The organism is Streptomyces sp. NPDC059679 (assembly GCF_042734105.1).
GTDB lineage: Bacteria > Actinomycetota > Actinomycetes > Streptomycetales > Streptomycetaceae > Streptomyces.
Map to the genome: position 1 here is coordinate 26,294 of NZ_JBHWES010000091.1, position 14,308 is coordinate 40,601.

Below are 14,308 nucleotides of genomic sequence, written 5' to 3' on the forward strand. Positions count from 1 at the left end.
AGTAGGAGAACCCGAGATGAGCGAGCAGCCGACCGAGCAGGCCGGGCAGACCGAGAAGGCCGCCGACGAGTGCGCGTTCCCCGAGTGCCACCGGAAGCGGGTCCCGAAGGACCCCACGGTGCGCGGGCAGGCGCCGAAGTACTGCGACGACCCGGATCACAACGCCGCCACGGCGTACAAGGCCAAGCACCGGAAGCCCGCCGGCCCCGGCGCCCAGGCCGTCAAGGAGGAGGACACCGACAAGCCGGTGACCGGCGCGGCCGCGACCGCCGTGCTCGTACGCGAGTCCGTCCTCAACGCTGTGAAGGAGCTGACGGCCGAGCTCCCCCGGTACGTGCAGCTCATGGAGCAGGTCACTGACCCGGAGGCCGCCGAGGCCCAGGTCGCCGCCGCCGAGACCCGCGCCGAGGCCCGGATCGCCGAGGCTCAGGAGGAGCTCGTCACCGCGCGCGGCCAGCGGGACACCGCCCAGCGCCGGGTGAAGAACGCTGAGCAGGGCAAGGCGGAAGCGGACGAGGCAGCGGAGGAGGCGTTCCGCCAGCTCGACGAGGCCAAGGCCAGGTTCGAGGCGGAGACCGCGCGCATCCAGGAGGAGGCCGCGGCCGCCGTCGCCGCCGCCCAGGAGGACGCCGAGCAGAGGGTCGCGCAGGCCCGCGCCGACGCGGCCGCCGTCGCCGAGCACGCCGAGGCGCAGGCAACCGCCAAGATCGAAGAGGCCGAGCGGCTGGCCGCCGAGCAGGTCGCCGCCGCCGAGACCGCCGCGGGCAAGGCCGAGGTCGAGGCCGCCCGCAAGGTCGAGGAGATGCAGAAGACCGTCGAGCAGGAGAAGGCCGGCGCCCGCGAGGTGAAGGCCAAGGCCCTGCAGGACGTCGAGGACGCGCAGGCCCGCGTACGGGAGGCCGAGGGCAAGGCCGAGGACGCCCTGGCCACCGCCCGCCAGGCGCACACCGACGCGGCCGCCAAGGTCGAGGCCGCCAAGGAGGTGGCGAAGGCCCTGCGCGACGAGATCGAGCGGATGCGCACCGACGCCACGACTGCCGCCAGCCGCATCGACACGCTGGAGAAGTCGACCGCCGACCTGTACAAGCAGCTCCGCGAGGCCGACGCCAAGGTCCGGGACGCTGAGGACGAGGCCCGCGACGCCCGCCAGCAGCTCCAGGACCAGAGCCGGAGGAAGTAGGCCGTGCCCGCCGCCTTACTCGCCGTCGTGATGTGCGCGGCCCTACTCGCCGCCGTCCTGCCGACCGCCCGCCACCGCATCCAGCAGTACCGGGCCGAGCACGCCCAGCGCACCGCCGACGAACACCGGCGCCGCCAGCTGCTCCACGCGGTCGACTGGGCCATCTCCACAGCGGTACGGGAGTGCTGGAGCCGTCAGGTCGACGACTGGCGTGCCCCCCGGATCATGCTCATCAGCGTGGACGACGTGGTCCGCCGTGCCGAGGCCGACTTCAACCTGCACGTCAGCCACGAGGAGGCGCGCGCCGTACTCCGGCAGCGGCTGGAGCGCCGCGGCCACCTGCACACCACGCTCGTCACCGACGACCACGACCAGCCGCCCGCGTAGGCGGAGCGGCCCGGGACCGGGCGCACTGACCCCGTGTCACCGCGCAGCGCTACGGTCCGGCCACCACGCGAGTTCCGGCCAACTCTCCGCAACCTGGTTGCGGTCGATCACCAATCGGCCGCAACCTGGTTGCATGACGAACACTCAGGAGATCACCCCCGTGCCGCTGCCCCAGCTCACCGTCCGCGAGCTCACCGCCGACCAGGTCCCGCCCCTGCCCGATCCGGTGAAGTACAAGGCGTATTTCGACGCCGAGGGCCGCCTCCCCGCCCCGCAGGACGTCCAGGCCGGCCACTACCAGAAGCTCGTACTGGACGTCAGGAACGGGGAGTTCTACTTCTTCTGCGACGACTGGCGGATTCCCGAGGACCCCGACCGCCGCGAGGACCGCTTCCCGCCGGTCGAGGGCATCTGGGCACCGTTCCACTGGTTGAGGGTCCCGGACGTCATCTGGTGGACCATCGACAGCGGCATCCCGGTCGCCGAGCGCCCGTACCTGACGCTGGAGGAGGGCAACGCGTTCGCCCGCAAGGTCGCCCCACTCGCCGAGGCCCTGCTGCTGAACCTGCTACCCGTACCAGGCACCAACACCTACGACTGGAGCGCGGAGGCCGCCAGCGCGGGCATGGACATCAAGGCCGCGTGCGACCGCCACCAACACCCGCCCCAGGGCCGCCGCCCCGAGCTGGTGAACATGGCCGAGGCCGTCTCGGTGCACCCCGAGCTCGTCCAAGACCGATGGGCCACCCTCGACGACGAGCAGCTCGACGAGGAGGCCGAGCACCTCAACCGGTGCGGACTGAGCCACAACCCGGCCATCGCCGAGGGCCTCGGCATCGACCCCAAAGCGCGCCATGCCTCGCTCGTCGGCACCCGGGCCTGGCTCCACGAGCACCGCCGCCAGGCCGCCGCCGGCCGCCCCCTGCAGAGCGCCGCCGCCTACCTCACCGCCCACCCGGCGCTCGTCACCGCCGACACCACCAACGCCGAGCTGGAGACCGTCCCGGAGAAAGCCGCCGCGGCGGCCGCCGCCGAGGGCATCGTGCTGCTCAGCAACACCACGTACGTGGCGCGCACCCACCGCGAGAAGCGCCGCCAGGAGGTCCTCGACGAACTGGCGACGTACGGCGAGGCCCGCGCGACCGCCGAGGCCGCCGTGAAGTCCAGCCGCGCGGCGGTCTACGCCCGCCTGTACCGGGCGTTCGCGTGGGAGGAACGGAGCGACGGCCGCCCGGCCGTCAGCGACACCGACCTCGGCAAACTGGCCAAGGTCAGCCGCCAGGCCGTGGGCAAGCTCCGCGAGCAGCTCGACGAGAGCGCCGCCGAGGAAGCGACCACCGATGCCTGACCCAACCACCGACGCATACAACGAAGAAGGGACCCGCTCATGACGACCGTCGACCCGACCGTGGAGCAGCCCGCCGTCCTGTTCGCGGCCGCGCTGCAGGAGCTGGCCGAGACCTACCCCACCGACCCGGAGGGCACCGATACCGTGGCCGTCACGGTCACCGACCCGGCGACCGGTAAGCAGCACCAGGTGCTCGTGCAGCCCGGCCACCTCGGTTGGCTGACCAGCACGGTCATGGCCGAGATGGCCACCTGCCGCAACGGGCACGCGGACGGGAACAGCCAGTGCGGGCACTGCGCCGGCACCGGCCGGACCTACGGCCGGTAGCGGACGACGAGCACCAGGACCAGGAGGAGCCGGAGATGACGACGGAGCAGGCGCCCGTGCCGTGGGCCGCCCTGGCAGCCGACCCGGCGACCGTCGAGCGCTACCGGGCCAAGGTCTACGACCGCGGCCCGGACCGGTGCGCCTACTTCCTCGGCGCGATCAGCAGCTCCGGGCACGGCAAGCTGCGGGCCGGGTCGAGGAAGGCCAGCACCTCCCGCGTGGTCACCGCCCACGTCCTCGGCTACGTCATCGCCAACGGCGCCGCCGCCCTCCCCGAGGGCCACGTCGTCCGCCACACCTGCGACGAGTCGAGCTGTCAGCTGGCCGCCCATTGGGTCGCCGGCGAACGGCTCGACAACATCCGCGACTACTACGCCCGCAGCCACCGGGCCGGGCACGCGCTCAGCGACGTACGCGGCCCGGACGGACGGGCCGCCGCCATCCGCGACGCGATCCTCACCGCCCAGGCAACCGGCGCCGACATCGAGGCCGCCATCGCCGCCGCGATTGCAGCGGGTAACCCCTCGGGCGCCGTCCAGGACGCTCTCTTCTGACCCCACCCCGGTAACAGTTGGCACCGCACGCCGACGATCAAACCCCATGCACATGGGGAAAGGAGACCCGTATGGCCGACCTGAAGACCGACCCCGGCCGCGAGGGCACCCGCCTGATCGCCGCGCTGGAGAAGTGCTGGACGCAGATCCAGAAGCACCACCCCGACCTCCCGCCGGTCCTGTTCATCACCGGAACCGGAATCCCGCGCCGCCAGGTCGAGAAGCCGAGCACGTCGACCGGCGCACCCCGCCGCCGGCAGCTCGTCACCCGCGGGCACCACTGGGCCGACCGGTGGGCCGTGGCCGAGCAGGAGCAGCGCCTGGCGGAGCTGTTCGTCGCGGGCGAGACCATCCGCGACGGAGGCGAGGAGGTCCTCAAGACCCTGCTGCACGAGGCCGCCCACGCCCTCGGGTTTGTTCGAAAGATCCAGGACACCTCCAAGGGTGACCCCAGGTGGCACCGCAAGGAGTTCGCGCAGCTGGCCCGCGAGACCGGACTGGAGCCGCCGAAGAAGTCGGAAAAGCCGTTGGGTTTCTCCAATTGCACCCTCACCGACGCGACCCGCAAGAAGTACGCCGCCGTCATCCGGCAGATCGACGGGGCCGCCCTCCCCGGCCTCGGCGGAGCCGACCAGGAGGGCACCGAGGAGGAGGACCCGACCGCTCCTGAGACCCCCGGCTCGACGAACGGCAAGCGAGTCAAGGTGACGTGCGGATGCCTCCCCAAACCCCGGGCGTTCCCGTTGACCCCGAAGGTCCTGGCGGAGGGTCCGATCATCTGCGGACTGTGCGGCGAGCCGTTCACCCTCCCCGGCGAGGAGGACCAGGACCACGACGCCGACACCGGGCCGGACGCCGAACCGGAACCCGACTCCCCCGCCGTCGAGCCCGCCGCTATTCTCCCCGAACCCCGCCCGGCCGAGGCCGACGAGCCCGAAGATTCCCCCATGCACATGGGGCGTTGACCCGCCCGGCCGGGCCCGCCGCGTGCCGCGGCCCCGGCCGCGTGTGGGCACGTGCTGTGCCCCATGTGCATGGGGCACAGCACGGCGCCGGCGCGCGAAGCGCGCGGCGGAATCGGCCGCCGCCGAAAATCACTCGTGGTAACAGTCGAGCCCCCGACCTGATGCTCATGGTCGGGGGCTCCGCTTGTCTGTGCGCGAGCGTACAGGCCCCGTACAGCTCCGTGCCACTCAACCTCACTACTCCCCCGGTACAAGCCTCCAGACACCCTCTCAGCACTCTCCTCCCGCATGCCAGAACCACCCCACTGACCACCATCTCCAACCATCCGCATCCATCCAGCTCAGCTCACTACTAACCCCTCTCCTACCGCCACTCATCTCCCTGCTACAACCCTCACTACATAAACACACCTAGGCATTCTTAATTTGTCGGTGTCGCTGCCGCTCGTGATCGCGTATCCTCTGTGATCGTGCTACGCATCACGGCGATCTCAGGCGGAGAGGCAGGGCTCAACTACCTGCTCTCCGGATCGGGTTGTGCCGGCGGGCACCAGGCCGAGCCTGAGGCCGGGCTGACCGGCCCGGAGGGTTACTACGCCAAGGGCACGGAACACGGCACTCCGCTTGCCGTGTGGATCGGCGAGGGTCTCGCCGAGTGGGGCGTGATCGAAGGAGCCAACGCTACCGAGCGTGACATCCGGGCGATCTTCGGGAAGCACGCGCACCCCGAGGAGTACCGCGCCGCAGTGTCCGCCGCGAAGGCGTACATCGACGAGAACGGCGTCACCGGCACAGCCGCCGAGAAGCTCATGGCGGACGCCGAAGCGAGTGCCCGACGAGGCCGCAAGCCCTACGAGTTCCGCACGATCGAGCAGCGGGTCGACGACCGCCTGGCGAAGGAACCGGACGCTGCTCCGGAGCGCGTCGCGGAGATCCGGAGGGAGGAGCGCGACAAGGGCCAGCGCTCCCCTGCCATGTACTTCGACCACACGTACAGCGCGCAGAAGTCGGTCTCCACCTATCTCACCGCGCTGGAGGCCGCCGGCCGCCACGAGGACGCGGCGAAGGTGCGGGCCGCCAACAACGAGGCCATCGCGGCCGCCATGAAGGTCTTCGAGAAGGAAGCCGGGTTCGGCCGGATCGGCTACCACGGCAACGCCAAGAACGACCGCCCGTCGACCGGCCGGTACGTCGACTCGCAAGGCTTCACCGCCGCGATCTTCACCCACGAAGTCTCACGCGAGGGCGACCCCCAACTCCACGCCCATGTGGCAGTTCTCAACAAGATCAAGGTGTACGACGCGGACGGCAACGAGCGTTTCGTGACGCTCGATTCCCGCGCGATGCACAAGGCGAGGGAGGCCGCGGCCGCCGTCTACGAGCGGACGCTGGAGCAGACCATCGAGCGGGATCTGCCGGTTGTGTTCGAACAGCGCCCGGACGGCCTGGCCCGCGAGATCAAGGGGTTCGAGCCGGAGCTGCTCGACGCTCTGTCGACCCGCTCGTTCCAGGTCGACCAGCGGTACGAGGAGCTGCTGGAGCAGTACCAGCAGGACCACGGCCGCGAGCCGTCCGCGCTGGTCAAAACGCGGCTCAAGGAGATGGCCACACTCGACACCCGTGACCCGAAGCGGAATGAGCACCAGTCGGCCGAGGCCCGCATCGAGCGCGCTACCCGGATCGCCGAGGAGAAGGTCGAGGGGGGCCTGCTCGGCGCGCTGGAGCGGGTCGAGGCGGTCGGTGTCGAGACCCGGCTGGCCGAGGCCGGGGTGCCCGAGTTCGACCGCGGGCAGGTCATCACGGAGGCGCTGGAGGCCCTGCAGACCAAGCGGTCGACGTGGGACCGCAGCGAGCTGATCCAGCAGCTGAACACCACGCTCGGTGACGATCTCCCCCGCGACATGCCGCTCGCGCCGCTCGCCAACGAGTTGGCCGACGAGGCTCTGAAGTCCGGCCGGTACGGCGTCGTGCAGACCGCCGGCCTGAGCATCATCGAGGACGCGCCGTCCCGCATCCGGCAGAGCGACGGCCGCTCTGTGTTCTCCCCCAGCGCCCTGGCCGCCGAGAAATTCTCTTTGGAGGAACACCTCAGCACCGAGGACCGGGTCGCCTCCCGGGCCCACCAGACCGGCGCCCCTTGCCTGTCCCCGCCCAGCCTCGACCAGGTGGTCAAGGAGTCCGGCGTCTCCGCCGACCAGGCCGACGTGGTCCGCGGCGTCCTCGGCGACAGCCGGAAGGTCAGCGTGGTCGAGGGCCCCGCAGGCGCCGGTAAGTCGTACGCGACCGGCGTCATCGCCGACGCGTGGCAGGCCCACACCGGCGGCCGCGTCATCGGCCTCGGTCCCAGCGCCGTTGCCGCCGAAGTCCTCGGCGAGGAAGGCATCGAACTGCGGACCAACACCACGCGGTTCGTCGACTACTACGCCAGGGGTCTCGGCAGCGCCGCGGACGTCGAGAACTTCCGTCTGCGCGCGGGTGACCTGGTCGTCCTCGACGAGGCCGGCATGACGTCGACCGACCACATTGCCCGCGTCGCCCAGCTCGTCGAGGACGCAGGGGGCAAGCTGGTTCTCATCGGCGACCAGGAGCAGCTCCAGTCCGTCGAGGCCGGCGGTCTGTTCCGCACGATGGTCGAGGACGGCCCGCACTACTCCCTGTCGAACGTGCGCCGCTTCCGCGAGGCGGACGGCACGGTCCGCGACTGGGAGGCCGAGGCCAGCCTGGCCCTGCGCCGTGGCGACGTCCGCGCGCTGGAGGAGTACGACCGGCACGGCCTGATCATGGGCGGCACGCTGGAGGAGATGAAGGCCGCCACGATCCAGGCGTACGTGGCGGACACCATCGCCGAGCGCGAGTCCGTGGTCATCACCGCCACCAACGCCCGCGCAACCGAGCTGAGCAGGGAAATCCGCTCGGAGCTCGTGCAGTACGGGTTGGTCCAGGAGGACGGCACGCCGCTGGTCGACGACAACCGCGCTGGTGTCGGCGACCTCATCCAGACCCGGGAGAACGACGCCAAGCTGCGTGACTCCGAGGGCCGTATCGTGCTCAACCGCCGGGTCTACCGCGTGACCGGCATCGGTGACGACGGGCAGCTGACTGCCCGCCGGGTCGCCGGCCGGGACCAGGACGGTACTGAGCGGCTCGCAGGGACTCTCACGCTGCCCGCTTCCTACGTCCAGGAGAACGTCGCGCTCGCGTATGCCGGCACGGTCCACGCCGTGCAGGGCCGCACCGTCGGCTACGGCGGATACCTGCTGGTCGAGGAAGGGATGACCCGTGCGCAGGTCTACCCGGGCCTCTCCCGCGCCCAGCGCTACAACCGCGCCTTTGCCGCGTGCGAGGTCCCGGCCGACGAGCACCGGCTGCAGGCGCTCGACCAGGACGCCCTGTCCATGCTCCAGGCTGCCGTCGAGCGCGACGGGGGCGAGTTGTCCGCGCTGCAGGAGCTGCGCGAGTCCCAGGACTGGGCCGAGTCGATCCCCGCTTTGGAGCCGCGCTGGCGCGACTACGTCACCCAGCACGTCCGCGACCAGTACGAGCCGCAGCTGCGGCAGTTGCTGTCCGAGGAGCAGTACGCCCAGCTGCGGCAGCAGGACCCGAGCACCATTTACCGGGCCCTGCGCGAGGCCGAGCTGGCCGGACACGACGGGCAGCGCCTGTTGGACCGGGCGATCACGTGCGCGTCGATGACCAGCCCGGCGCCCGACAACGTGACCGCGCTGATCAACTGGCGCATCGAGCAGGAGCTGAAGGGCCGCCAGCCGGAGAACGACCCCGCCGGACACAGCTGGACGGACCGCACCCCCGACATGCCCGGCATCGAGGGCCAGGTCGCCCGCGAGCTGGCCGGGGCCATGGACCAGCGGCGCGATGTCCTCGGCGAGCGCCTGGCCGAGGAGCCGCCCGAGTGGGCCCTGCGTCACCTCGGCCCCGTTCCCGAGGACGTCCTCGAACGTGCTGACTGGGCCCGCCGCGCCGGTACTGTCGAGGGATACCGCGAGCTGTACAACGTCGAGGCGCCGAACACCGCGATCGGCCGCGTGCCGGCGAAGGGTGCGGTCGAGCAGCGCGCGGCGTGGGAGGCCGCGCACGTCGCCCTCGGCCGGACCGAGGAGGACCGCACGCTTGCCACGACCAGCGACGCGGCCCTGCGCGAGCTGGTGGGCCGCTACGAGCGCGAGACGTCGTGGGCCCCGGCCCACGTCGGCGAGGAGCTGTCCGAGGCCCGCCAGACCGTCCTGCGCTACGGGGAGAAGGCGATCCTGACCCAGGCCGACGCCGACCAGGCCGAGGACGCCGAGCAGCGGGAGGAACTGGAGACCCAGGCCCGCGGCTACGAGGACCTGGTGGCCAACCTCTCCGAACGCGTTGAGGTGCTGGAGCAGATCGACGCGGCCCGCGACGCTTGGTACGAGGAGACCGCCCCGGCCCGCGAGGCCGCCGAGGCCGCCCGCGACGAGCTGCACCGCCGCGGGCTCGACGACCAGGCCGTCGAGGAGACCGTCGAGGAGACCACCGAGCCCGGGGCCGAGCAGCAGCTCGACGCCGAGGCCGAGCTGGAGTACGACGCCGGGCAGCTGCCGGACGTCGACTGGGAAGTCGAGGGCGAGACGCTCGACCAGGCGCCCGAGGTGCGGGCCGAGGCCGAGCTGGAGCCGCTGACGTACCAGGAGCAGGAGGAACTGGACCAGGCGCTCGCCGCGTACGAGCAGCAGTACCGCGCCGCCCAGGAGACCGCCGAGCCGTCCGTCGAACTGGAGACGCCGCAGCCCGAGGAGGCGGCCGCGTACGACCGGGACGCGGTCGAGCAGGGCCTGGCCGAGTACGACGCGCAGCGCCAGGCCGAGGCCGAGCTAGACGCCGAGGCGGCCGCGTACCACGAGGCCCGCAAGGCGGAGGCCGAACTGGCTGGCCCCGAGCCCGAGTACGACGTCGACCAGGCCCCGGCGATCGACTGGGACGTCGAGGGCGAGACCCTCGACGCGCCGCAGCCGGAGGAGGCTGCCGAGGCCGACGCCGACCGTGCCACGACGGGCGCGTACGACCGCGCCGCGGAGATGGACCGCGCCGTTGCCGAGTTCGAGGAGCATCTGCGGGCCCAGGCTGCGGCCGCCCGCGAGGCCGAGGGCCAGGTCGAGTACGACGCCGAGCAGCTGCCGGAGGTCGACTGGGAGATCGAGGGCGAGACGTACGCGGAACGGCCGGAGGAGACCGCCGAGGTCAACGCCGAGCCAAAGATGGAGCCGGAGCAGGAGACCGCACCGGAGATGTCGGCGCCCACCGCCGAGGAGGACCAGAACCGCGAGTTCTACGAGCGGCAGTACGTCGAGCAGCTGCTGGAGCTGGAGGCTCAGCGCACGCAGGAGGCCCAGCAGGAGGCCCCGGAGCATCAGCCCACCCAGCAGCTTCCGGCCCAGCTGGTGGATCTGCAGGAGGACCTGGACAAGGCGAACAGCGCGCTCGCGGAAATCGCTGCTCGCCAGGCAGAACGCGAACAGGCCGCACAGGCCGACGAGGCACTGCGGGCCGAGCAGGCCGAGGTCGCCCGCGGCCGCGAGGTCGAGGCCGAGGCCGAGATGATGCCGCAGATCGAGCAGGAGCAAGGCCCGATCATCAGCTACGGCAACGGGCCGGAGTAAGGGTGTGCTGGCCCCGTGCCAGCCTGCCCCATAACCTCAACGACCAGGAGGTGAGCCCAGGTGAGCACCGCACAGGAGTGGACGCCGCCGCAGCTGAGGCCGGAGCACGAACTCACCGCGATGATCGAGCACGTCACCGCGAACGGCTACAGCAGCAACAAGCACGACGGCTACGACAAGGGCCTGCTCGCCGCGCTGCACTGGGCAGTCGGCCGCACCGAGCAGCCGCCGGTCAGCAAGACGCAGCTCGGCCGGCCCGTGAATGGCACCGACGCTAAGCGCGAGCAGTACCGGGCGTACGAGGCGATGAAAGGCGGTATCGCGGAGCCCGAATTGCGCGAAGTCGTCCAGGAGAAGGGCGGCCGCTACGTGACCGGGGTGGAGAACACCCTCGCGTGGGCCATCGGTGGGGACGCCCTCTGGGCACCGTGGGAGACGTAGCCAGAAGGCAGCAGGAGGCCCCCAGCGCGCCGCGCTGGGGGCCTCGGTCGTCTGGGGTCAGGATGTGGCTTCTACGGGCCCTGGGGCGGGTGCAGGCTGCCGCTGTGTCAGGTCCCGGCTCAGCCACTGCGAGAGGGCTTCGTCGTCGTCAATGCCCCTTGGCGCCGAGATGTGGTTCGGGTCCGTCGTCCAGGCCCAGGGGTCATCCACGTGGCCGTTGCGGCACTTGGCCAGCGCAGTGACCAGACGCTGCTTGACGCCGCGCGCGTACCGGTCGTACCAGTCGCCCGCCTTGGAGGGAGTGCCGTACGAGGTCTTGTACAGCTTGATCCACTCCTGACACAGCCAGGACAGCTCCCACACAGCCTCACGGTGCCGGTACCAGCAGGGCGGGATGCGCGGGGGCGTCTGCGGGCCAGAGCCCGGGAGGGCATGGCCGCCTGCAGCGAAGACGTCCGCCGGCGGGCCGACCCACCCGTATTCGCCCGCCAGCACGTCCCGCACCCAGTCGATCAGGATGAACCAGGCTTCATTGGCCTGCTCCTGGTTCATCGCCGTCCAGTCCCACAGCGCGAGCTTTTCCTCCTCCGGCTTTGCGGCGAAGGCGTCCAGGTCCTGGCGGAGCTTGGCGACCGCGCCGGTCAGGGCGGTGAGCCCATCACGGAGCGGGGCCAGGCCATCGACTTCCTCCTGCAGGCCGGCGGTCCGCTCCTCCAGGTGGTCGATCGCGTCCTGCACCGGGCCCAGGTCGAGCGCGGCGAGCGCTTCTTGCACCTTGCTGCCGCGCTCGCCCAGCTGCTCGACGTCCTGCTCGACCCGGGCCAAGTCCTTCGCCAGGGCGAAAACCTGAGTCGCCAGGCTGCTGTCCGCCGCCATCAGCGACCGCCCTTGACGAACTGGACGGAGGGCCCGGACGACGAACCGGTGCGCTGGCTGGGCAGCTTCGGCCGCCGGGTCATCTTCTTCACGTCCCGCCTCTTCCACAACGGTTTGATGTGGGTGATGACCGGCGAGCATCCGGCGAAGATGACCAGGCTCTCCCGCCGCCCCAGTTTGAAGATCTTGTCCTGAGGCATGACCGGCCGTTGCTCGGTGGTCTCGCTGACCGATGCCTCACCGTTGCGCATGGTGGTGGTCTTGCGCTTGTGCTCGTAGGTGCCGCACATGGCGCTGATGTCGTCGCGGACCGCCTTGTCGCCGATGCCGCGCAGGAAGACGCGCACGTTGGCGTCGTCCCAGATCACGCGGCCGCGCTGCTGGCCCCACACGTCGAACAGCTGGGCACGGGACTGGATGACGATGACGAGGGTGATACCGCGGCCGCCGGAGTCGGGCATCCACTTGTCCACGGGCAGCGGGATGATGTTGGCGATCTCGTCCAGGGCCCACAGGACCGGCGGATCCATCCGCCCGGACCCGTTCTGGTTGCCCAGGCGGATGGAGACCGACCGCAGGTAGTCGGCGAACATCACGAACAGGGGCGCCACGGCGCTGCCCGGCTTGTCGGACCCGATCATGTAGAGGGTGCCCCGGTTCAGCAGGAACGCCTCAGCGTCGAAATGCTCGCCAGGTCCGGGCAGCACGCTAGCCGCGACTTTGGGGTTCGCCATCCAGGCCAGAGCGTTGGACAGCGTGGTGAAGATGCCGTCTCCGGTGCCCTGGACGACCGTCTGCCGCTGGACCAGGAGGTCGGCCCAGTCCCCGGCGCCGGCCATCTTGAGGATGTTCGCCGCCGTGCCGTCCGCTCGGTTCTGCGACCAGCCGTAGACGTCCATCATCGTCTTGTGGCCGAGGGCCGCCGCGTGCAGGAAGCGCGAGAGCACCTCACAGGCCGTGGACTTGAAGAACTCCTCGACGCCCGCCCCCGGGTTGGCCCGCGAACCGTACAGCAGGTACGCGGCGCGCTGGATGGCGATCTCGCGCTGCTCGCAGCCGCGGATCGGGTCCCAGCGGAAGGTGTTCAGCGCCTGCAGGTCGGACAGGCCCAGCGGGTCCCAGACCCACACCGGCCCGAGCAGTTCGCGCAGGGCCTTGGTCGCCAGGTGGTCGACGACCTTCGACGAGGTGTGCACGACGGCCCCCGCCCACCGGTAGATCATCGAGTTGAGAATGATCGACTTGCCCTGTCGCGAGGGGGCCAGGAGCAGGAAGTTCTGCTCCGGAGTGCCCCAGATACTGCCGGGCCCGCCGCCCGAGCGCAGACGCCCCAGTGGCACGGCGTAGTCGGTGGTCGGCGCCCGCTTGGCCCGGCCCGCCAGGGACGGGCGCGTCTGCTCGACCATCTTGCGCGCGTGTCGTGCGCTCATCTCCTGGCGGATCTCGGTCTTGGAGGCGAACCCGGGGCGGGGCGCGTACATGCCCCACAGCCAGGCCGCGCCGCCGGCGGCCGCCACGGCCGCGGCTCCCAGGGCGACGCCGCCCGCCCCGGTCATGAAGTCGTTGATGTTGTTCAGGTACTCGATGATCGGCGGGTCGTCGGTGCCGCCTCCCGGGACAGGCGAGGTGGCCAGGACTTCCAACCCTCTGGACACGGCGTCCCCCGCGGTGTCCGTAGTCTGTGCGATGCGGGACATAGGACCTTCTTTTCTCGTGTCTCCGTAGCCCCCGGGATCGCGCTGCAATCGCCCCCGGGGGCGTTGTTGTCCTCGGAACCGGTGACCAGATCAGTCACCGTACGGCGCGGGACGGACAACAGGCCCGCGCGTTTTTGCTGTTGGGTCGCGTGGCGGGAAACCGCGCGCCGATCACTACGCGCGGTTCCCGCCGCGCGGAACCGCGCGGCGCGCGGCAGGCGCTCGGGACTGTTACCTCTGGCGCCCTGGCGGAGGGTCAGACCGGCTGGCGCTGGCCGTTGATCGGACGGATGCGCGCGGCATCGTCGGCCCGCTGGTGGCCGTCCGCGCGGTAGCCGCTCGGTTCCTGCCGCGCGCCGCTCGGCACCGCTCGGGAGGCATCCGAGCGCTCGGTTTCGCCCTCCGGCTGCCGCGCGCCGCCGTTGGCGATCATCGCGGCCCGCCGCTCCTTGAAATCGGCCAGCCAGTTGCGGGCGTTGCCCTCAGCGACCCCGTACGCCACAGACAGCTCCTTGGCGGTAGGGAGCTCCCGGCCCTCGACCGAGGCCGCCAGGTACTCCTCCCATCCGGCCTGCTTCTCCGGACTCCGGAAGGCCGGCGCCTCGGCGATGGCGGCCACCTCGGCCGGACCGCCGAGCCGGTCGGCCAGCTGGGGCCGCAGGGAGTCGAGCAGGGCCTGCGCCTCGGCCGCCTCGGCCCGCGTGCGCTCGACCGCCTCGACCGCCAGGCGCTGCTCGTGCTCGGCCTTGCGCCGCAGGTCAGCAGCCCGATCGGCCGCATCCTTCTGCTCCTCTGCAGCCCGCCGGGCCTGCCCGAGGATGGACTGCAGCCGCTCGACCTCCCCGCCGACCCGGCGTGCCTCCTCGGCCTTGGCCCGCGCCGTCTCCTCGG

The 14,308-nt window shown here is 71.2% G+C and carries 10 protein-coding genes and 1 pseudogene; 8 read left to right on the forward strand and 3 right to left on the reverse strand.

The features are described 5' to 3' along the window. Positions 1-16: 16 nt before the first annotated feature. The 8 genes from ACFV2X_RS50095 (at position 17) to ACFV2X_RS50130 (ending at position 10,844) form a co-directional block, all read left to right on the forward strand. The gene (locus tag ACFV2X_RS50095; RefSeq protein ID WP_385629735.1) at positions 17-1,180 is read left to right on the forward strand and encodes a hypothetical protein; all 1,164 of its coding nucleotides are present in this window, start codon (positions 17-19) and stop codon (positions 1,178-1,180) included. Between the two features lie 3 nt (positions 1,181-1,183). Continuing rightward, complete coding sequence (locus ACFV2X_RS50100) at positions 1,184-1,567, forward strand: hypothetical protein (protein WP_385629736.1); 384 nt, start codon at positions 1,184-1,186, stop codon at positions 1,565-1,567. Positions 1,568-1,700: 133 nt separating this feature from the next. Then, positions 1,701-2,915 (forward strand): hypothetical protein, encoded by a 1,215-nt coding sequence (locus ACFV2X_RS50105; RefSeq protein ID WP_385629738.1) that lies wholly within the window; start codon positions 1,701-1,703, stop codon positions 2,913-2,915. A 39-nt stretch (positions 2,916-2,954) separates the two neighbouring features. Next, the gene (locus tag ACFV2X_RS50110; RefSeq protein WP_385629740.1) at positions 2,955-3,242 is read left to right on the forward strand and encodes a hypothetical protein; all 288 of its coding nucleotides are present in this window, start codon (positions 2,955-2,957) and stop codon (positions 3,240-3,242) included. A gap of 35 nt (positions 3,243-3,277) precedes the next feature. Further along, positions 3,278-3,796, forward strand: a complete 519-nt coding sequence (locus tag ACFV2X_RS50115) for a hypothetical protein (RefSeq protein ID WP_385629742.1) — start codon at positions 3,278-3,280, stop codon at positions 3,794-3,796. 71 nt (positions 3,797-3,867) lie between these two features. Beyond that, positions 3,868-4,761: a hypothetical protein gene (locus tag ACFV2X_RS50120; protein ID WP_385629745.1), complete on the forward strand. Its 894-nt coding sequence runs from the start codon at positions 3,868-3,870 to the stop codon at positions 4,759-4,761. Between the two features lie 470 nt (positions 4,762-5,231). Continuing rightward, the gene (gene mobF / locus ACFV2X_RS50125; protein WP_385629748.1) at positions 5,232-10,403 is read left to right on the forward strand and encodes a MobF family relaxase; all 5,172 of its coding nucleotides are present in this window, start codon (positions 5,232-5,234) and stop codon (positions 10,401-10,403) included. 60 nt (positions 10,404-10,463) lie between these two features. Then, on the forward strand, positions 10,464-10,844 hold the full coding sequence (locus ACFV2X_RS50130; protein ID WP_385629750.1) for a hypothetical protein: 381 nt from the start codon (positions 10,464-10,466) through the stop codon (positions 10,842-10,844). Between the two features lie 57 nt (positions 10,845-10,901). Here ACFV2X_RS50130 and ACFV2X_RS50135 read toward each other — a convergent pair whose 3' ends face one another. From ACFV2X_RS50135 to ACFV2X_RS50145, 3 genes and pseudogenes are all read right to left on the reverse strand, one after another. After that, complete coding sequence (locus ACFV2X_RS50135) at positions 10,902-11,720, reverse strand: hypothetical protein (RefSeq protein WP_385629752.1); 819 nt, start codon at positions 11,718-11,720, stop codon at positions 10,902-10,904. Continuing rightward, positions 11,720-13,417: a type IV secretory system conjugative DNA transfer family protein gene (locus ACFV2X_RS50140; RefSeq protein ID WP_385629754.1), complete on the reverse strand. Its 1,698-nt coding sequence runs from the start codon at positions 13,415-13,417 to the stop codon at positions 11,720-11,722. Before ACFV2X_RS50140 ends, ACFV2X_RS50135 begins: the two co-directional genes overlap by 1 nt. 256 nt (positions 13,418-13,673) lie before the next feature. Then, a pseudogene (locus tag ACFV2X_RS50145) lies at positions 13,674-14,308 on the reverse strand (hypothetical protein); the annotation flags it as partial.